The organism is Psychrobacter sp. NPDC078501 (assembly GCF_044900935.1).
Classification (GTDB): Bacteria; Pseudomonadota; Gammaproteobacteria; order Pseudomonadales; family Moraxellaceae; genus Psychrobacter.
Window position 1 is genome coordinate 242459 of the sequence record NZ_JBJDOS010000004.1, and the last position, 19406, is coordinate 261864.

Annotated in this window: 19 protein-coding genes; 5 read left to right on the top strand and 14 right to left on the bottom strand. The window is 44.5% G+C overall.

From position 1 onward, the window contains the following. The first annotated feature begins 39 nt into the window (after positions 1–39). Positions 40–615, top strand: a complete 576-nt coding sequence (locus ACI2IW_RS09285) for a GNAT family N-acetyltransferase (protein ID WP_404693467.1) — start codon at positions 40–42, stop codon at positions 613–615. Positions 616–643: 28 nt separating this feature from the next. On the opposite strand, the gene ACI2IW_RS09290 is transcribed toward ACI2IW_RS09285, so the two are convergent. The 11 genes from ACI2IW_RS09290 to hutU all read right to left on the bottom strand — a co-directional run bounded on the left by ACI2IW_RS09290 (position 644) and on the right by hutU (position 12686). Further along, positions 644–1315 carry a class I SAM-dependent methyltransferase gene (locus tag ACI2IW_RS09290; RefSeq protein WP_404693468.1) on the bottom strand — a complete coding sequence of 224 codons (672 nt, stop codon included), beginning with the start codon at positions 1313–1315 and terminating at the stop codon, positions 644–646. 419 nt (positions 1316–1734) lie between these two features. After that, the gene (locus ACI2IW_RS09295) at positions 1735–2349 is read right to left on the bottom strand and encodes a hypothetical protein (RefSeq protein ID WP_165598498.1); all 615 of its coding nucleotides are present in this window, start codon (positions 2347–2349) and stop codon (positions 1735–1737) included. Between the two features lie 140 nt (positions 2350–2489). Then, positions 2490–3113, bottom strand: coding sequence for a hypothetical protein (locus tag ACI2IW_RS09300; RefSeq protein WP_102090408.1), 624 nt, complete (start codon positions 3111–3113; stop codon positions 2490–2492). Between the two features lie 124 nt (positions 3114–3237). Continuing rightward, the gene (locus ACI2IW_RS09305; protein WP_404693469.1) at positions 3238–3987 is read right to left on the bottom strand and encodes a PhnD/SsuA/transferrin family substrate-binding protein; all 750 of its coding nucleotides are present in this window, start codon (positions 3985–3987) and stop codon (positions 3238–3240) included. A 3-nt stretch (positions 3988–3990) separates the two neighbouring features. After that, positions 3991–4485, bottom strand: a complete 495-nt coding sequence (locus ACI2IW_RS09310; RefSeq protein WP_404693470.1) for a PAS domain-containing protein — start codon at positions 4483–4485, stop codon at positions 3991–3993. A gap of 176 nt (positions 4486–4661) precedes the next feature. Beyond that, positions 4662–5024, bottom strand: coding sequence for a roadblock/LC7 domain-containing protein (locus ACI2IW_RS09315; protein WP_010201036.1), 363 nt, complete (start codon positions 5022–5024; stop codon positions 4662–4664). 249 nt (positions 5025–5273) lie between these two features. Beyond that, entirely contained in the window at positions 5274–6569 is a 1296-nt protein-coding gene (hutI, locus tag ACI2IW_RS09320; RefSeq protein ID WP_404693532.1) for an imidazolonepropionase, read from the bottom strand. 92 nt (positions 6570–6661) lie between these two features. Next, complete coding sequence (hutG, locus tag ACI2IW_RS09325) at positions 6662–7720, bottom strand: formimidoylglutamase (protein ID WP_404693471.1); 1059 nt, start codon at positions 7718–7720, stop codon at positions 6662–6664. Positions 7721–7743: 23 nt separating this feature from the next. Then, on the bottom strand, positions 7744–9306 hold the full coding sequence (gene hutH, locus ACI2IW_RS09330; RefSeq protein ID WP_404693472.1) for a histidine ammonia-lyase: 1563 nt from the start codon (positions 9304–9306) through the stop codon (positions 7744–7746). Positions 9307–9532: 226 nt separating this feature from the next. Continuing rightward, complete coding sequence (locus ACI2IW_RS09335; RefSeq protein WP_404693473.1) at positions 9533–10897, bottom strand: YjiH family protein; 1365 nt, start codon at positions 10895–10897, stop codon at positions 9533–9535. 70 nt (positions 10898–10967) lie between these two features. Continuing rightward, entirely contained in the window at positions 10968–12686 is a 1719-nt protein-coding gene (gene hutU / locus ACI2IW_RS09340) for a urocanate hydratase (RefSeq protein WP_404693474.1), read from the bottom strand. Between the two features lie 328 nt (positions 12687–13014). Between hutU and ACI2IW_RS09345 the strand changes: the two genes are divergently transcribed. From ACI2IW_RS09345 to ACI2IW_RS09360, 4 genes are all read left to right on the top strand, one after another. Then, complete coding sequence (locus ACI2IW_RS09345; protein WP_404693475.1) at positions 13015–13770, top strand: UTRA domain-containing protein; 756 nt, start codon at positions 13015–13017, stop codon at positions 13768–13770. 447 nt (positions 13771–14217) lie between these two features. After that, positions 14218–15054 carry an amino acid ABC transporter substrate-binding protein gene (locus tag ACI2IW_RS09350; protein WP_404693476.1) on the top strand — a complete coding sequence of 279 codons (837 nt, stop codon included), beginning with the start codon at positions 14218–14220 and terminating at the stop codon, positions 15052–15054. A 74-nt stretch (positions 15055–15128) separates the two neighbouring features. Then, complete coding sequence (locus ACI2IW_RS09355; protein ID WP_179797881.1) at positions 15129–15812, top strand: amino acid ABC transporter permease; 684 nt, start codon at positions 15129–15131, stop codon at positions 15810–15812. Between the two features lie 59 nt (positions 15813–15871). After that, positions 15872–16615 carry an amino acid ABC transporter ATP-binding protein gene (locus ACI2IW_RS09360; RefSeq protein WP_057761251.1) on the top strand — a complete coding sequence of 248 codons (744 nt, stop codon included), beginning with the start codon at positions 15872–15874 and terminating at the stop codon, positions 16613–16615. A 112-nt stretch (positions 16616–16727) separates the two neighbouring features. Here the strand turns inward: ACI2IW_RS09360 and ACI2IW_RS09365 are convergent, their stop codons facing one another. From ACI2IW_RS09365 to ACI2IW_RS09375, 3 genes are all read right to left on the bottom strand, one after another. Continuing rightward, entirely contained in the window at positions 16728–17681 is a 954-nt protein-coding gene (locus tag ACI2IW_RS09365) for a DMT family transporter (RefSeq protein ID WP_404693477.1), read from the bottom strand. A 300-nt stretch (positions 17682–17981) separates the two neighbouring features. Next, positions 17982–18728 carry a lysozyme inhibitor LprI family protein gene (locus ACI2IW_RS09370; protein WP_404693478.1) on the bottom strand — a complete coding sequence of 249 codons (747 nt, stop codon included), beginning with the start codon at positions 18726–18728 and terminating at the stop codon, positions 17982–17984. A 6-nt stretch (positions 18729–18734) separates the two neighbouring features. Then, entirely contained in the window at positions 18735–19382 is a 648-nt protein-coding gene (locus ACI2IW_RS09375; RefSeq protein WP_404693479.1) for an anthranilate synthase component II, read from the bottom strand. Positions 19383–19406 lie beyond the last annotated feature (24 nt).

A 19406-nucleotide genomic window follows, 5' to 3' on the forward strand; every position in this document is an offset into this window, starting at 1 on the left:
ATTAATTTAATTTGAATAGTATTCATTTTGAACAACGAAATGCGAGAGAATAAAATTATAAATACAATAGAAACCGAACGACTGTATCTACGACAGTGGCAAGCGAGCGACTTTGCACCATTCGCTGAGATGAATGCTAACTCTAGAGTAATGGAATACTTTCCTAAGTTATTAACTACTTCGATGAGTAATACTATCGCCAAAAAATGCCAGTCGCTGATTGATGATAATGGGTGGGGTTTTTGGGCGGTGAGTCTAAAAGAGACAGATACTTTTATCGGTATGGTTGGGTTAAATCATGCGCATGCCGAGATGCCGTTTTCTCCTGCTGTCGAGATTGCTTGGCGCCTGCATAATGATTATTGGGGATTAGGGTATGCGACGGAGGCGGCACGGGCTTCAATAAATTTTGCATTTGACACATTAGGACTCGATGAAGTCGTTGCCTTTACTGCGGTTATCAATAAGCGCTCACAATTGGTTATGGAGCGCCTTGGTATGACCAATACGCAGGAGGATTTTTTTCACCCTATGCTTGACTCTAATCATCGGCTCGCTGAGCATGTGCTGTACAAAATTACGCGGCAGCAGTGGCAAGATGCTGTGCTCACTTAGTTGCATTAACGGTTGTCTTTTACTCTGTTTAGCTACTATTATCACGCGAAAACGTCAGAATATGCCCTTTAAACGGCAAGTCTAGGTAAGTCGTATTTTCAGGTTTTACATGCTTACTACTAAAGCCAAATTCAGTCATCTTGTTGGTTAGCTTGTTTTTGCGACCGCGACCAGGATCAACCACGATGACTTCGCAAGTCGGCATAGCATGACGGTCAATGAACTCGGCTAATATGTCAATGTGTTGGTCTTCATAGAGCAAGTCACTGCCAATAATCATATCAAACTTGCCCAGATGGCTATTGTCCTCTGCCCAGTCTAAACGCTCAAAATTAATCTCTTTGTTATTATTCAGCGTGGTATTTTTATCAAGGAAATACTCAACCGTTGGATGATAGTCAGTCGCTGTGATGTCCGCATGTCTATGATTCAGTAGCAGACTAGAGAGCGCCATACCGCAGCCAACTTCCAAAATACGTTTACCTGCAATATCGTAATCGAGCATATGATTGGCTAGCACCAAGCTTGACGGCCATATCACCCCAAACATCGGCCAAGAAGCAGAGCAGATGCCAAGGTTTAACGCTTCGTCATCAGGGTCGCTAAATTGTTGATTGTCACGTAGTGTGCAAATATGAATGTCGGTATTGCCAATTTCAATCGTTTGATAACGCACGCGCACAGTGGTCAGCGAAGTCATAAACTGTCCTAAAAAATAAGCAAGAATGCAAGGTTTGGCAGGGGTTGCCGATTTCGGTAGGGTACAACATTGGAAAAGATGGTTAAAATATTGGAAGCGGTATAGATGTTTGAACAGTTAGAGGTTTGTGGCAACTTAAGTCTTGGCAAGAAAATACCTAAGTGTATGAGAAGAGTATGACCTAAATTCTGACAAGTTATTGTTAATTCTGAGAGTATTGTTATTGCTGCGTAGAGTTGGCTGATATCAAAGAGTGGTATAGGTAAGAATGGTACGAAAAAGATTTATATGAGAATAAGCGGTGCGCTTGATTTTAGCTAAGCACACTGCTTATGCTCACGTAAAAGGTTGAACTTGAGTCTTAAATCAGTCGATGCAACGGAATGAATTAAGCGAGTTAAATCAGTTAAGAAATCTCCTTAGTTAAGAAATCTCAATCCAGACGTTTTAAGTGCCCATACCAGCTCGACAAAGGCACGACTGTTGGTCAAAGGTTCACCATCGATGATGAGAACGTAGCCGGCATTATCTATCCATAAAAATACAAAGCTGGTTTCAGGAATGAGTAGGTCGACCTGTTGAAAAAACGAGATTGCCTGACTCTCTACTGCCCACCCACGTTGCTTTTGGCGAAGCATAAATCCTGAAAAGTCAGCGGCGGCGACACTGAGCATGTCCGCCTCTTCTTGACTATAGCCCACTCGCGCCAAACAAAACCCTTCATCAGAGCCGATCGCGGCACGGCGTTTACCAGATAAGCTCGCCACGACATAAGGCAAGAACTGGTCCAATGGTAAGTTAGGTGCTGGTAAAAGTAGCGACAGCTTTTCAATCCAACCTTGTTCTATAAAGCTCTGTAGCCATTGTTCAGAATAGCGCTGAAGCCAGTCAGCAGCGAGCAACGTCTGATCATAAGACAGCAAATCCTGTAATGCCAACTGCTCATCAGTTGGTTCGTTCTGTGAAAACGCCTCAAAAATACCAGCTGGCGTCAGGGTGAGATAGGTTTTATCAGCATTTAAGTAAGAAGACATAGTAACTACCATTATGATAAAAGTGATTAATAAGTGACAAATTAGGCTTTCATATCGTTGAGTTCAAATAATTTCGATACAAGGAAATCGAGCGTAAGTTATACATTAGTATGCTTAGAGAGGATGGCGATGTAGCGGATTTATATGGATTTGACTATAGTTTGATCGAGATGTTGTTGGCAATTGTCCCAACGCGCATCGAACTGCCAATCACTTCTACCCAAGCGAAACCATACCAGTGAAAATGCGAGACGATCATTGCGCGCAGTACAATGGGCAAAAAACTCATTTTCGATTTGCTCAATCGTACCCCAGTCTTCGTCCTCACGCGCTTGCATCAGCTCAGTGGTGATGTCTTTAGCGATTTCTCGGGCATCGTCGCTGCTGATACGCAGTCGTTGCTTTTGCTCGTTGAGAGAAGGAGATATCAGCACACTCCAACGAGTGGCCAACATACTATTGCGCTGGATGTATCTTTTTTTATCAATGCAATCGCGAAAGCCTTGCTGGACATGAGGATACAAACGATCTTTGATACGAGTAAATAGATTGTTTACATCGTAGGGGATATCAAACCAGCAACCATAAAAAAAGTCAGCCACTGCACCCTGTAGCGGCTCTTTCTCCGTCAATAACAAAGCTGCATTGATGCGCTGCTCATGAAAGTGACGGTTGTTAGGAGCTAAGAACACTTTACGAGAATAAAACCGAAATACTCGGTGTGCGACTCTTTCATTTTCTTTGATAAGGTCTGAATCAGACATAATAATACCCTCCTGTCATCGCTATTATTACGACGGTGCTTGCTTCAGTGATAATGATGTCATACGACAAGCGATGATGTAATCCAGAGAAATAGCGCTTGATATCAATATAATGATTGAGCGACTAATCCAATAATGTTTGCATCAAATCAATCATAAATTCGGCATCTTCTTCGCTCATTGGCTCAAATCCTTGAGGCATGCCAAGCTCAGCCAATGCTTCTTTACCATCTGCATCGTTGTGCAAATTGAGGATGGCCTCTAGGAAGATTTGCGCATCGGGAAAGTCTTCTTTGACTAGTAACACATGACTGATATCAGCCAAGTCACTTTCGATAAGTACTGACAGCTGATTCTTGGTCAAGCGTGAAAAGCTATGAAATATCTCTGCCAGGAAAAACGCGACTTGGGCTTCACCTTTAATGACTTTGCGGGCAGCCGCTTGATAGGTCTCGGTCACATCCCAGTTGAGATCAGAGGCTTCTATATCGACGGCTTCTAGCAATCGCAAACCAATCAGTTTAACATCTCGGTTGTCAGCCATCGCGACAGTAGCCCCTGCTTGAATGTCTTCTAAACGGCTAATAGCGCTATTGGCTGCGGCTGCAATGACCATTTCATCAGATTTGCCGATAGGTCGGGCAATGGCTCGATAGCCTTGCTCTCGGATGAGAGTGGCTGCATCAAAAGGGTTGGCGTAAATAATTTGAATGTCACCAGCATCAATGACCTGCTCTTGCTCAGCGTGAGAGGCAGGAATATTTAGATGCATGTTTAAGTTGGCACGTTTTTGAATCAAAGTATTGAACATGTGCCAGCCTGCAAAGCGATCAGGCGAAAAATCAGGGGCGATTAACATATTGTGTGTCGTCATGACCTAGCCTTCCTCATTTTGTTTCATTTGGGCATATTGAGTCATCGCCGCTTCAATTTTGCTGCGTGATGGTTTGCGTCGTACCGAGGTGTAGCCGACGGTTTCGCCGCGACGCACGTTAGGCACTACAGTGGCATAGACCCAATAATGACTGCCATCTTTGCATAAATTTTTGACATAGCCATGCCATTTTTGTCCAGACTCGGCAGTATTCCATAAGTCTTTATAGGCGGCTTTTGGCATATCAGGATGCCGCAAAATATAGTGCTGTTGGCCAATTAATTCATCTACATGATAGCCACTGATTTCGACAAAGGCGTCGTTGACGTGAGTGATGATACCGTCGAGATTGGTACGCGAGACAATCAGCTTACCGTCTGGGTAGGGGCGCTCTATACCAGTATCATAGACAGTCCGTGACGTGCCATCATGATAAGTCATCGTGATTTGCTCAGCAGGCATATCAGGTTTGTGTGCATCAGGGATTGGAGAACCCATGGTCATCTCCTTCGTTGATCGTTATATCGTCAATCCTCTATAAATTGGATACGGTGTCAGCCTTGCTTAGCCTACTACTTGTAGTACTTTCACTCGGTTTTCTTATATTCAAATTATATTGAACCAACTATGTTTATAGTAATTAAAAGCTAATAAATTCGATAAGCAGTCGCCAATCAAATGAGCTTTGCCAACGCTTCTGAGGCGCGCTTAATATCTAGGAATATCAAGCCAAGCTTGGCATTGGGTTTTGCCATGATGGTGAGTACTGCTTCATCGCCTGATGAGGTCATGATGACGTAGCCTTTCTCGCCTTGAATCATAATGCGATCAATACTACCGCGTGCCAACTCGCGTCCTGCACGATCACCCAATGATAATAATGCTGCTGACATAGCACCCACGCGATCTTCATCTACGCCAGTTGGTAGAGCTGAAGCAATCATAAGACCATCGTTAGAGATTAGCGCAGATGCTTCAACATCTGCTGATGAACTGTTTAAGTCTTCCAATATCTGCTGAAATGAATCTGTACGCATATCGCTTTCTCTGTACTAGTGATTGGTTTTTTATTTATGTACTAATGAAGTTAGTCAAAAATAACCCTGTTTAAAAAAGGGTATTATAAATCCTTACTAATAATATTGATATAGTAAATCCCTATTTAAAGTGAGGTTATGAAGGTTTTTTTCTTCAATTTCATAAAATTTGCAGCATCTCTACCAAAAAAAGCCCCAGTCACTGAATGATTGGGGCTTTTTTAATTGAGATAAACAAAGGTAGGTTGATTATATTGTGTCGCGCCATTTACCTTGTACCATGATACCTTGGATAGGGTTTAGTCCCATTTGATAGGGCAAGTCAGCAGGACGGGCGATATCCCATAGTGCCAAATCAGCATCACAGCCCACTTCTATTTTACCTTTATTCGGTAGTCCTAAAGCTTGTGCTGCGTGAACAGTAACTCCTGCCAAAACCTCTTCAGTGGTTAAGTAAAATAGCGTACAGCCCATATTCATCGTCAATAAAAGTGACGTCAACGGTGAGGTGCCAGGATTACAGTCGGTTGAAATTGCCATGGGAACTTGATGTTTGCGTAGTGCGTCAATCGGCGGCAACTTGGTGTCACGTAGCGTATAAAACGCCCCTGGCAATATCACGGCAACCGTATTGCTAGCCGCCATTTTTTTGATATCTTCTTCTGATAAGTGTTCTAGATGGTCGCTCGATAGTCCTTTATATTCAGCAACTAAGGCACTACCACCTATATCAGACAGCTGCTCAGAGTGTAGTTTGACTGGTAGATCCAATGAGCGAGCCACTTCAAACACTCGTCTGATTTGCTCAGTACTAAAAGCGATATTTTCACAGAAACCATCGACCGCATCGACTAAGCCTTCTGCATGCAGAATTGGCAGCCACTTGCAGACTTGTACGATATAATCGTCCGCACGGTCTTTGTACTCAGTAGGTAGGGCATGCGCTGCTAGATACGTGGTACTTACATGGATATCGTATTTTTCGCCCAGTTGGCGCGCGACCGTGAGCATTTTGCGCTCAGTGTCCAAGTCTAAGCCGTAACCGGACTTGATTTCGATACTGGTAACGCCTTCTTTCATAAGCGCGAGTAGACGTTTCTCACTTTGGGCAAATAGCGATTCAATACTGGCGGCGCGAGTGGCACTGACCGTCGCGACAATACCACCGCCTTGTGCTGCAATGTCTTGATAACTGACACCTTGCAAACGTGCTTCGAACTCATTGCTACGGTTGCCGCCATAGACGATATGCGTATGGCAATCGATAAGCCCTGGGGTTATCCATTTACCATCTACATCTGTGATTTGGCTAGCTTGATATTTAGGCAAGTGAGCAGTGATTTGATTCTGTGTGCCAATCCAAGCGACTTTGCCACTTTTAATACCGATAGCCGCATTGTGTAGCTGACCATATGGGATGCTATCAGCATCTTCGTTTTCATCATCACTTGTCTCCATACCAAAACCATGCTGCGCTGAAAAGGTGGCGATATTGGCATTAATAATAACGTGATCAAAAGATGTCATAGTAGACTCGTCTAGCATCTGTTCTGTAGGATTTTTCGATACGGAGTTTTTTAATTCATTCATAATATGCTCCTGATTTTTGTGAAGTTAGTGATCTTTATTGGCAAGATCTAAGCGCTAAGTAAGTGCTGCTCTACAATAGTGGCTAGCAGTCGAGCAGCAACTTTGCAGCTACGACTATCAACATCAAAGGTCGGGTTGATTTCAGCAATATCTGCCATTTTTACTTTGCCTGATGCCATGATGGTTTTGACCATACGCTCAACGAAACCCAGCTCAATACCAAAGGCGGCAGGTGCGCTCACACCTGGAACGACACTAGATGGCAAGCAGTCCATATCGATGGTTAAATATACGATATCGACCTGATTGACAAAGCTTTTGACCCGCTCAGCAAGTGTATCCCAAGGCTGATAATGACAGTCTTCATCACTAATAACCTGTACGCCCAATTGTTCAGCGCGATCAAAGAGTGCGGCAGTATTAGAAAAGCGACTGACGCCAATACAGCAATAATGAAAGGGCTGACCATGTGCGTCAAGATGCTCGGCAATCTGGCGAAACGGTGTACCAGAGGTTGCTACATCCGACTGACGAATATCAAGATGGGCATCGAAATTAACAATCCCGATAGTAGGCGCTGTGTTTGTGCTGATAGTTGCTTCGTTTGTATTTTCTAAGGTCTGCCATAATCCTAAAAAGCTACCATAAGCAATGGCATGACCGCCACCAAGCCCGATGGGTAGACCACCTTGCTTGACGATAGTGCTCACTGCGTCGGCATATTTGATCTGAGCTTGCTCAAGAGTGTGCGCAGCAAAGCCATCATTATCATCACAATGAATGTCACCAGCATCACCCAATAAGGTTGATAATTGACCATCAAAGCGTTGTTGTAAATCAGCGATGACTGGCAGCATAGCAAATGCTCGACGAATCAATAGCGGTGCGGCTCTTGCGCCCACGCGGCCTTGGTTGCGTCTGACTCCTTGATCACAGGCAAAGCCAATTAGCCCAATGTTTTGATCCTCGTAAGGCTGAGCAAGCTGATACCAATAGCGGGCACGCGTAGTCTCAAATGGCTCTGCACGTCCTGTCCACTGGGTCATATCAGCAGGTGTATGGCTAATGGTTGTGGTATTCGGTGCTGTTGTTATCGCTATAGTCATCGCTGCTCTCCGCGCATCAATATTTATTTAGACTCGTACCAATCGCTGCGTAGTGACTGCCAATGTTCAGCAAGCGTACCGTCTAATACTAACTGCTTGGCTGCTTCGATATCAGGGGCTAGGTAGCGATCTTTATCATAGAAAGTCACTTTCTCACGTAGTTTCTGATGTGCCACAGTCAGCGGCTCTGACGTATCTAGTCCGCGATGGAAGTCGATGCCTTGACCAGCAGCTAATAACTCAATGCCAATGATGGTCGCAGTGTTTTGCGCCATCTCATATAGGCGGCGTGCGCAATAGGTCGCCATAGACACATGGTCTTCTTGGTTGGCAGAAGTCGGGATGCTATCGACGCTACCAGGATGGGCGATAGATTTGTTTTCTGACGCCAGTGCTGCGGCGGTCACATGAGCAATCATAAAGCCTGAGTTGACTCCGGCATTATCAACCAAGAATGGCGGTAAGCCACCTGATAGCGTCGCATCGATTAACAAGGCCACACGGCGCTCAGACATAGAGCCAATCTCGGCGATTGCCAACGCTAAAATATCAGCGGCAAAAGCAACTGGCTCAGCATGGAAGTTACCACCTGATATGGCGACAGGGCCATCTTCGTTATTAAAGATAAGAGGGTTGTCAGTTACCGCATTGGATTCGATCAATAGCGTTTTACCTGCTTGGTTGATGATATCAAGACAGGCACCCATGACCTGTGGCTGACAGCGTAAGCAGTAAGGATCTTGCACTCTATCGTCTTGCTCGCTGTCATGTGAGGCACGGATAGCACTGCCTTTGATGAGTTGACGATGTGCTTTGGCGATTTCGATTTGACCATGATGGCCACGTACTTCGTGAATACGGGCATCAAATGGTGAGTCTGATCCTTTGGCCGCATCAATCGACATCGAGCCGACAATGGTGGCGGTCTCAAGCAAATCACGCGCTAAGAAATAACCCCGTAATGCCAGTGCAGTTGATACCTGCGTACCATTAATCAGTGCAAGGCCTTCTTTGGCTGCTAGGGTAATTGGCTCAAGTCCATGCTGGGCTAGCGCGTTTGCTGCAGGTACTTTTTTGCCAGCGACAAACACATCACCTTCACCCATCATCGCAAGCGTCATATGTGATAATGGCGCTAAGTCACCAGATGCGCCAACTGAACCTTTGGCTGGGATATTGGGTGTGATTTGATTGTTGATTAAGCCAAGTAAACTATCAACTACCTCGCGGCGTACACCAGAGACACCTTGCGCCAGACTGGCAACTTTCATTACCATAATCAGTCGTACTACGCCGGCAGGAAGTGCTTCACCAGTGCCCACTGAGTGAGAAACGATTAGGTTACGCTGAAGTAGCTCAAGTTGGTCGTCACTGATACGCGTCTTTGCCAATAGGCCAAAACCAGTATTAATACCATAAGCGCTTTTGTCTCGTGCAATGATGGTACGTACATCTTCGTGCGAGGCATCTATCGCTTCATAAGCACTCTCAGGCAGTGTCAATACGACAGGCTGCTCGTAGATATCACGTAGCATTTTAAAGCTAAGCTGGCGAGGATGTAGGGTTAGTTGTTTGATGTCGTTCATAGGGGTAATCCTAGTATTGTAAGTCATATAGTCATTCCACTATAAAAGTATTACAGCGTTAACCTCGCTTGAAGTATCACATATACATCTACACTCGGTTGCCTTGTACTACTTTTAAATTGAATCGACTATATGGGTTATATTATTTTTGTTTCGTATCTTTTTCAAAATGAAGTTGTTGAAAGGTTTTTAATCAGCGAAATACTTATTATTGAGCTTGAATTTTTTAGCCAATCCAGTTGAAGTACATAGCCAGATGTCCGAAAGCCGCAGCCAATAAAATACTAAGTACCACGCGCTCGAACCAAATGATGACCATTTTGCCAACGGAGACAGGAATCTCGGTCGCAAGCACACACGGAATCATGGCTGAGAAGAACAGCACGCTGCTGATGGAGATGACCCCTGCGACATAGCGTGTCAGAATATCTGCCTCACTTAGTAGTAATGCTGGCAAGAACATCTCAGCCAATCCCGCTGACATGCCTTTGGCAGCGACTAGCGGTTCTGGTAGGCCGCCAAGCCATGTAAAGGGATAGAGAAGCAAGCCCAATGCATCGAATACGGGCGTATATTTTGCTAATAGTAATCCTGTTAAGCCGACCGCGATGATAGATGGCACAATGGCGGCTGCCATCGTCAGCCCATCACGAAAGTTAGACCACAAGATTTGTTTGAGGTCAGTGGCACGGCGCGAAGTGGATAATCCCAAGTCAAATGCTGCAGCTAGCCGTGTACCACCTTTATGATCTAAAGCGGGACGTTCAACGCTATCATCAAAGAGCCTGATAGGCGGAATACGAGCAGTAATCGCAGTAACAATAAAGGTAATCACTAGCGTAGACCAAAAGAACATATTCCAAAATTCCATCAGATCAAGCGTTTTGGCAACAATAACCATAAACGCCGCTGATACAGTCGAAAACCCGGTCGCAATGATAATGGCTTCACGCGCTGAATATTGCTTTTGCAAGTACACACGATTGGTGATGAGTAAGCCAATGGAGTAGCTACCGACAAAGGAAGCTACAGCATCAATCGCTGATGAACCTGGGGTTTTCCAAATAGGTTTCATAATCGGCTGCATGAGCACACCAACCATTTCTAATAAGCCAAAGCCAACCAAGAAGGCCAATATTAGTGCCCCAAGCGGTACAATCATGCCGACTGGTAAGGCCAGTTTTTCAAACAGAAACGGCAGCATGTCCTTTTCCATCATAAAGGTAGGCGCTATGTCAGCCACATACATCACTGCCAACATCAGACCGATGATCTTGAAAGTCGTCATAATCATATGGGTGATATTTTTGCGCCATGAGCCATCGATAAATGGCTTACTCACTCCATAGAGGATGAGTAAAAATAATAGCGTCACGGACAAGGTATGCTGCTGAGTGACTAGATAGGTTGCGCCATGATCGAACAAAATCGTGCTTTTTTCACCAATGGTAAATGGCACAAAAAACATCACTAAACCGATCGTACTGAATACGATCAGCTGTATTAAAGCAATAGGGGTTGATAGCAGTTTTTTTGACGATGTCGTTGCATTTTCATCGTTCAGATCAGATGCTGTATTTTGTTCAATCATATTATCCTCCTTGATAAAACGCCGATTATGTCCTTATACCCAGCTACGGCGTATAAAGACAAGGGACAAACTATTTGATCATTGGCAGATTTAGACCATAATCTTTCGCTGTCTTAATCGCCAACTCATAACCTGCATCGGCGTGACGCATAACGCCTGAGCCGCAATCATTGACAAGTACTCGCGATAAGCGTTTGGCCGCGGCGTCCGTGCCATCCGCTACGATGACCATACCTGAATGCTGCGAATAGCCCATGCCGACACCGCCGCCATGATGTAGTGATACCCAAGTTGCGCCGCCAGCCACATTTAGCATACCGTTCAATAGCGCCCAATCAGATACCGCATCTGAGCCGTCTTTCATACTCTCTGTTTCGCGGTTTGGACTAGCGACAGAACCCGTGTCTAAGTGATCACGACCAATGACGATTGGGCCCTTTAGCTCGCCGTTTTTGACCATTTCATTAAATGCTAAGCCCGCTTTATCTCGCTCACCAAGCCCTAACCAGCAGATACGAGCAGGCAAGCCTTGGAATTGAATACGCTCTTTTGCCATATCTAACCAGCGATGAATATGTTTATTTTCAGGGAATAGCTCTTTGATTTTTTGATCAGTTTTATAGATGTCTTCTGGATCACCTGATAACGCTACCCAGCGGAATGGGCCTTTACCTTGGCAAAATAGCGGACGAATATAAGCAGGGACAAAACCTGGGAAGTTGAAGGCATCTTTGACCCCTTCATCGAAAGCGACCTGACGGATATTATTACCGTAATCAGTCGCTGGAATGTCCATCGCTTGCAAGTCTAAAATCGCTTGTACATGTACCGCACAAGATTGAGCAGCGGCTTTGATCAGTGCTGCATGTTGCTCTGAATCTTCTTGGGCGGCTTTCCATTCCTCTACCGTCCAGCCGCTTGGTAGATAGCCATTGATCAAGTCATGCGCTGAGGTTTGATCGGTGACCAAGTCAGGCTTCATACCGCCAGCATTAGCACGCTTGACCATCTCAGGCAAGATATCTGCGGCATTACCAAGTAGAGCAATAGAGACGGCTTCGCCCGCGTCCGTATGTTGTTTGATTAACTCATAAGCATGGTCAAGATCGTCTGCTTGTTTATCAACATAACCAGTGCGCAAACGGAAATCGATACTAGACTGCTGACACTCGATGTTTAATGAAGTTGCCCCTGCAAAAGTAGCGGCTAGTGGCTGCGCGCCGCCCATACCGCCAAGACCAGCGGTCAGAATCCAACGACCCGCCCAGCTGCCATCATAGTGCTGACGACCTGCTTCAACGAAAGTCTCATAAGTACCTTGGACGATGCCTTGCGTGCCGATATAAATCCAGCTACCAGCGGTCATTTGGCCATACATCATTAAGTCTTTGCGATCTAGCTCGTTGAAGTGCTCCCACGTTGCCCAGCGCGGCACAAGGTTTGAATTGGCGATTAAGACGCGCGGTGCATTTTCGTGTGTTTGAAACACGCCGACTGGCTTACCAGACTGTACTAGCAACGTCTCATCATCTTCTAATTCTTTTAATGACTCTAAGATTTGATCATAGCTTTCCCAGTTACGGGCTGCGCGTCCGATACCACCATAGACGACTAGGCTTTTTGGATTTTCCGCCACATCAGGATGCAGGTTGTTTTGCAGCATGCGATAAGGGGCTTCGGTTAGCCAGCTTTTGCAATGTAACGTGGAGCCAGTAGGCGCAGCAATATTACGGCTCTCATCGCGTCGAGTCAGCTTAGTCTCTTTGTTGGTTCCGTTGTCAGTAGTCATGATCATATCCTTGTGATAGCGAATAGGGCGATAAAGTCATTAAAGTAAGTGTCTTACAGTCAGTCTAAGTATTTATCTACTAAGCATTCATCTAAATTCATAGAAATATCGAATCGATAAAACAAATTTTCTAGCACTGCTGCAAAGTTGTATATACAAATTATCAAAGATGCTTTTTTCATGCAAGGTTTTTTTATTTATGGACGCATTATTTTTGTTATTTACTCGGTCGAGACTAAACGCTCAGACATTTTGACTAAGGCTTGCATGGTGGTCTCGTGATATTATGTGGTCATTCCTATTAGCAAAACTGACGGTCAAGGCGGATATGACAAAGACGATTCCGGCGTATCAACGTATAAAAAACGCCATACTAGACAACATTCATTCTGGTAAGTGGCAAGCGGGTAACGCGATTTCGACAGAAATGGCATTGGCTGAAAAGTTCGGCGTGTCACGAATGACGGTCAACCGTGCGCTAAAAGAGCTGAGCGAGGAGCGGGTGTTAGAGCGTCGGCAAGGGTCAGGCACGTTTGTCGCGCAGCAGCAGTTCAATCATACGTTTGTTGAGGTACGCAACATCGCTGAGGATCTAAAGTCAGCCAATCGCGATTATGAGGCACAGGTCGTGAGTAAGCGTGCTATTACGGCTGATATGCTCGATAATGAATTGCGTCGTAAGTTTGGTATTAATGAAGAGTCTGTGCCTGTTAACACAAGCGCTCAGACAGATGCTAGTGATGAAGCTGTTCTGTATGAAGTAAAAATTATTCATTTTGCTGATGGTCAGCCCATACAGTTTGAAGAACGCTGGGTCGATGCCAAAAAAGTGCCGAAGTTTATCGATCAGGACTTTAGTGTGGTCAATACCAGTGATTACTTAATTGCCAAAAGTCCTCTAGAGAGTGGTAGCTATACCATCCGAGCATTGGCAGCCCCTGATGAAATAGCTGAATTTTTGCAAATTGCGCCGCAGTCACCAACGCTTGTGTTGCGTCGACAGACCTATTCAGCTGGCCAAGTCGTTACCTTTGTCAAAATGTGGCATGCGGGTGATCGCTATCAGTTCTCAGGCGAGTTGTAGCAGATATAGTCAAGCCTATATAAATCCTCTACATCGTCATCCTCGCTAAGCATACTCATGTATAACTTGCACTCGGTTTCCTTGTATCGAAATTATATTGAACTGACTATAGCTTACGTATGCTCACTGATTGTGTACGTTTTTCTGTCTAAAGTGAGATACTATATCCATAAGCTGCTATTTAATAAGATAGCAATTGGCGTTAATTAAACTCGTCAGAATATTTGAACAATCGTTAAAAATTAAAATATAATATAGAAACAGTATTGAAAAATAGCCCGAATAGCCTCAAATCGGGCAACCAAAGCCGAATATCATAGAGGAGCTCATATTGTTCTTCTGTGTCGGCTTGTCCTATTTATTAGCACCGTATATTTTATTAGTGCTGTGTGTCTTATTAGCATTATGTGTTTTTACTTTATTCATTCACTCTTATAAGGACGTCTTATGAAACGTCGTACTCTTTTAGCCCTTGCTGCCAGCACCTTGTTCCTTGCCGCTTGTGGTCAATCTACTACCAACGAAACCGATACCAGTGCGACTGATAGCGCTGCAACAGGCGGTTCTGATTTGCTACAACGTATCAATAACGGCGGCACTATCAACGTCGGTACAGAGGGTACTTATCCTCCGTTCACATACCATGATGAGAGTGGCAAACTAACGGGTTATGATGTCGAAGTAACGCGTGCAGTCGCGGATAAACTAGGCGTAGACGTTGAGTTTAAAGAAACCCAATGGGATGCGATGCTGGCAGGTTTGGATTCAAAACGCTTTGATATGGTGGCTAACCAAGTTAGTTTGACCACGCCTGAGCGTAAAGCAAAGTATGACAAAGCAATGGCTTATAGCTGGTCAGGTGCGGTCGTATTGGCACCTACTGATGACAACCGTTATAGCTCGTGGGAAGGTCTAAAAGGCCTACGTACGGCGCAATCACTTAGCAGTAACTATGGTGAGCTTGCAGAGCGTTACGGTGCAGAGATCGTTCCTGTCGATGGTATGGCGCAAGCGATTCAATTGGTTAAGCAAGACCGTGCTGACTTTACGATGAATGACAATTTAGCGGTATTAGATTATCTCAAAAAATTCCCAGATTCTGATCTTGAGATTAAACTAACTGCCCCTGCAAGTGAACAAACTGGTTCAGGCCTAGTGCTTATCAAAGGTGATGATGAAGTTGTAGCGAAACTGGATGAAGCGATGGCTGAATTGGCGGCTGAAGGTATGCTAACTAAGCTTAGCGAACAGTTCTTTGGTGCTGATATAAGTCAACAAAAATAATGTCAGTTTCTATCATGTCAGCTTCTGTAATGTCTACATCATGGTTCGCGGACTTATTGGCAGTATTGCCATTTATGAGTCCTGATCGAGCGCAGATTGTCATCTCGTCGTTTTGGCCAATGCTCAAAGGCGGTATCTATTATTCGATACCGCTGGCATTGATCTCATTTGCGATTGGTATGGCCATTGCACTGACAGTGGCATTGATTCGTATCATTCCGCGTGCCACTTGGTTCCATGAAATCATCTATCGGCTCGCTCGTGTCTATGTGTCCGCCATTCGCGGTACACCGATGCTGGTTCAGCTGTTTATTATTTTCTATGGTCTGCCAAGTGTCGGGGTGAAGCTTGATCCCTTTCCCTCAGCGATTATCGCATTTTCACTGAACATCGGTGCTTATGCATCGGAGACAGTGCGTGCTTCGATTTTGTCAATACCAAAAGGACAGTGGGAAGCAGGCTCAACGGTTGGCTTGACGTATCTACAAACTTTTCGCCATGTGATTTTACCGCAGGCGCTTAGAGTGTCAGTTCCGCCATTGTCTAATACCTTCATTAGTTTGGTAAAAGATACCTCGCTTGCCTCATTGGTACTGGTCACTGAGCTGTTCAAACAAGCGCAGATTATCACAGCTCGTAACTATGAGTTTATGTTGGTCTATACCGAAGCCGCGATTATCTACTGGGGTATCTGTCTGTTTTTGACCTTTATCCAAGGCAAGCTTGAAACTAGACTAGATCGTTATGTAGCAAAATAAGCTACGTAGTAAAATAAATTATGGCTTAATAGACACGCCCTAGCACAACAGGAATTTTTATGATCAAAGTCACTAATATTCATAAAGCTTTCGGTGGCAATCAGGTGCTAAAAGGCATCGACTTGACCATTAATAAAGGCAAAGTGGTCGTAATATTAGGACCTTCAGGATCGGGTAAAACCACCTTTTTGCGTTGCTTAAATGCGCTAGAGATTCCTGATCAAGGTGTGATTGCTTTTGATGACGATAGCTTGAGCGTCGACTTTGCGACTAAGCCAAGCAAAAAAACGCTACTAGCCTTACAGCGTAAGTCAGGTATGGTGTTTCAGTCTTATAACTTGTTTCCACATAAGACAGCCATTGAAAACTTGATGCTTGGGCCTACGGTCGTACAAGGGCAGAGCAAAGCACAAGCCCGTGAGCAGGCATTGGTACTACTTGAGAAAGTTGGATTGTCGGACAAAGCGGACCTCTATCCGTTTCAGCTATCTGGTGGTCAGCAGCAGCGTATTGGTATTGCTCGTGCGCTTGCTATTGAGCCGTCATTATTACTGTTTGATGAGCCAACCTCTGCGCTTGATCCAGAGTTGGTACAGGATGTGCTTGAGACGATGAAACAGCTCGCCTCTGAAGGTTGGACGATGGTCGTAGTGACTCACGAAATCAACTTTGCCCGCGATGTTGCCGATCATGTTGTACTGATTGAAGACGGTCATGTGGTTGAAGAAGGCAGTGCCAAGCAGCTGTTTGAAGACTCAAAGCATCCTCGTACGCAGGCATTTTTGCAACGTATTGAGCAGTAAAAACGTTTGTTTTTGCGTAAGTAATAAAACAAAAAGGCCCCAATCATGATGCAATGGTTGGGGCTTTTTTTATCGCAATAAATAGGACGTATTTCAAATAATAGACAGTAAACTATATTTTTTGTCGTTGCTTTAACCAGCGAGGTACGCGAGTAGCAGTACCATTTAATACAGCATTTAACAAAGCCGCCAGCAAAATAAGCGCCACACCCAGATATTGAATCCAAGACAAAGATTGATGCAGTAACAGCATTGCGAGCGCAATCGCAGTTAATGGCTCAAAAATCGTAAATACCGATGCACGAGTGGCAGGCAGCTTCTCTAATGCCTTCATATATAGCCCAAATGGCACGACAGTTCCCAGCAGTGACAATCCTAAAACATAGCCCCAAGTCATCAAGGGCAGATCTAATAGCTGATCATAAGTGTTATAGGTCTCAGGCAAGAGCAGTAGTACGCCAGCACTAATGATAATGGAAGTGAAAAATACCAGAGGGGCAGGGTGAGCATAATGCATCGCGCGCTTGCCCAATACGCCATATAACGAATAACACATTCCCGCTGATAGGCCGAGTAAAATGCCCCAGTTAACTTTTGCTTGTTCACCTAACATCGTTAAACCTACGCCAAACACCGCCATGAGTGCTAGCAACACTGATTTACGAGTAATGGACTCACTCAGTAAGAATTTTGAGAACAATAAGCTAAATACGGGCGCGGTATAGAGCAACGCAACGGCAGGGCCAGCGCCAACGTAACTGACCGCAAAAAAATAGCAGACCGACATACCAAGGACACCTATTAACGACTGCATCGCCAGTCCAAGCCACTGTTTTGGCTGTAATTTGATAAGGTGTGGCCACAGTGTTGGTAGCATGGCTAAGATGATAAAGGCTGCCGTGACGATGCGTAATATGGTTACTTGCCAACCACTAAACCCAATTTGGTTGAGATAGGTCGAGAATATACCCAACGTACCCCAACAAATAGCAGCCGTGATGATTTGAATGGTGCCTAGCCATGATTGGTGCGAGTGGTTCGTCATTCCGTTGTCGATGTTTGCCATACTGTTTTCTTCTTACGCTCTAAGTGACACAAGATGTTGTAAGATTGCTATTGATACAATCTCTCCAAGCAATACTGAAATAAGAAAAGACAACCTGATTAAAGGCTGTCTTTTGTTTGTTCTTTTCAGTCTATCACTAAAAGATAATAAATGACTACTAGGTCGTGTGCTAAATTCAATCAATAGTTATTCAAATTGCTAAAAAATGGCTAGCGTTTGCTAAATAACCTAAAGAATATCGAATAATTAACCAATATCACATTCGTGTTCGCACCATTTTTTTTATTTCTATAGTCTTTGTTAATCAATCCATAAAAAGAATGTTTGCTCTCGGAGAGCATTTTGCTGAATAAAGCACACTTTTTCCACTTGGGTTCTTGGCAGATGATCCGTATCAGCCCCGCAGTTTTTTGAGCGCTGTTTTATCCACTGAGTCTGCTCTTTTTTAAGATCAGCCGCCATATCTTCACCGTACAGGCGTCTGACTTCATTTCGCGTTACTCTGTAGCTTTCATTCAATGCTTTATCAGACGTGTTATATATCTGATCAATCAGAGCAGCTTGTGAAGCTAATGGTAGATAAGTCGCGTTTTCTTTGTAGGTGGCACTATAGGTATCGACTGTCCATTTACTTCTTATAGATATCTCATGGTTTGATGTATTTATAAACCCGTCAAAACCTTCGCCTTCAAAGGTATAACCCTGAAATCGACACGGGGTCACGCCATCTTTACATAAGCTATGCTTGGTTTGCGCAGAGTAGTATTTGACAGCATAGGGCGACTTACTAGGTTCTTGTGTTGTCTGCAATAGCCGTCCTAAATCAGGAGCGACTAGCAGCATATTGTTGCAAGTGACGCTTCCTTCTGCACAGCTCTCATAAAGGTTAAGACGTTGACCTTGGATGTTCATGCCCATTGTAAAGTTTGCCTGTACAGGAGCTACAGCCGAACTGACAGACGTCATTAGCATTAAGCTCAAGAGCAACGCAGTATGTCTGAGTAAGCTGGAAGTATTTAGGCTTGAGCTAGACATGGAGACGGACATATAGGTTTATACCTGCAGCAAGAAATTACTCAGCAATCGCTTAGCGCCTTCAGTGGCAAACGACTCAGGGTGAAACTGTACGCCTTGAATTGGATACTCTTTGTGCGCCAGTCCCATAATCTCATCACCAGTCAATGCTGACTCAGCAAAGCTCAATTCAGCACGGCTGTCATTAGCGACTACCGAGGTAATTGTCAGACAGCTTGGGATGGTGTCGGCTTTTACCACCAGTGAATGATAGCGCATGATCTCAAGCTCTTGTGGTAAGCCTTGATAGATACCTGAGTTATCATGGCGAATCGATGAGACTTTGCCATGCATCGGTACACTGGCGCGTACCACGTCACCCCCAAACACATGAGCAATGCCTTGCATACCCAAGCAGACACCTAATAGCGGTACAGTTTTGCCTAGTTTCTCAATGACCTCGCTACAGATGCCAAAGTACGCTGGATCATCAGGGGAGCCAGGGCCAGGTGAGATGATGATTCTATCAAGATTCATCGCTTCTACGTCTGCTAAAGTAATTTCGTTATTGCGTTTAACGATGACGCTGGCTTCTTTGTCACTGTCTAAGGTTTGCAAAATCTCACCCACATATTGGTAGAGATTGAAGGTAAACGAGTCGTAGTTATCGATAATTAAAACATTCATGGGTCATAAACTCTTTTGTAAAAA

Coding starts and splice junctions, on each gene's coding strand:
- ACI2IW_RS09290 (WP_404693468.1), bottom strand. CDS start 1,315: ATGACTTCGCTGACCACTGTGCGCGTGCGTTATCAAACGATTGAAATT.
- ACI2IW_RS09300 (WP_102090408.1), bottom strand. CDS start 3,113: ATGTCTGATTCAGACCTTATCAAAGAAAATGAAAGAGTCGCACACCGA.
- ACI2IW_RS09360 (WP_057761251.1), top strand. CDS start 15,872: ATGATCAAAGTCACTAATATTCATAAAGCTTTCGGTGGCAATCAGGTG.
- ACI2IW_RS09285 (WP_404693467.1), top strand. CDS start 40: ATGCGAGAGAATAAAATTATAAATACAATAGAAACCGAACGACTGTAT.
- ACI2IW_RS09305 (WP_404693469.1), bottom strand. CDS start 3,987: ATGACGACACACAATATGTTAATCGCCCCTGATTTTTCGCCTGATCGC.
- ACI2IW_RS09365 (WP_404693477.1), bottom strand. CDS start 17,681: ATGGCAAACATCGACAACGGAATGACGAACCACTCGCACCAATCATGG.
- ACI2IW_RS09335 (WP_404693473.1), bottom strand. CDS start 10,897: ATGATTGAACAAAATACAGCATCTGATCTGAACGATGAAAATGCAACG.
- hutH (WP_404693472.1), bottom strand. CDS start 9,306: ATGAACGACATCAAACAACTAACCCTACATCCTCGCCAGCTTAGCTTT.
- hutU (WP_404693474.1), bottom strand. CDS start 12,686: ATGACTACTGACAACGGAACCAACAAAGAGACTAAGCTGACTCGACGC.
- ACI2IW_RS09370 (WP_404693478.1), bottom strand. CDS start 18,728: ATGTCCGTCTCCATGTCTAGCTCAAGCCTAAATACTTCCAGCTTACTC.
- hutI (WP_404693532.1), bottom strand. CDS start 6,569: ATGCTAGACGAGTCTACTATGACATCTTTTGATCACGTTATTATTAAT.
- hutG (WP_404693471.1), bottom strand. CDS start 7,720: ATGACTATAGCGATAACAACAGCACCGAATACCACAACCATTAGCCAT.
- ACI2IW_RS09345 (WP_404693475.1), top strand. CDS start 13,015: ATGACAAAGACGATTCCGGCGTATCAACGTATAAAAAACGCCATACTA.
- ACI2IW_RS09315 (WP_010201036.1), bottom strand. CDS start 5,024: ATGCGTACAGATTCATTTCAGCAGATATTGGAAGACTTAAACAGTTCA.
- ACI2IW_RS09295 (WP_165598498.1), bottom strand. CDS start 2,349: ATGTCTTCTTACTTAAATGCTGATAAAACCTATCTCACCCTGACGCCA.
- ACI2IW_RS09350 (WP_404693476.1), top strand. CDS start 14,218: ATGAAACGTCGTACTCTTTTAGCCCTTGCTGCCAGCACCTTGTTCCTT.
- ACI2IW_RS09310 (WP_404693470.1), bottom strand. CDS start 4,485: ATGGGTTCTCCAATCCCTGATGCACACAAACCTGATATGCCTGCTGAG.
- ACI2IW_RS09375 (WP_404693479.1), bottom strand. CDS start 19,382: ATGAATGTTTTAATTATCGATAACTACGACTCGTTTACCTTCAATCTC.
- ACI2IW_RS09355 (WP_179797881.1), top strand. CDS start 15,129: ATGAGTCCTGATCGAGCGCAGATTGTCATCTCGTCGTTTTGGCCAATG.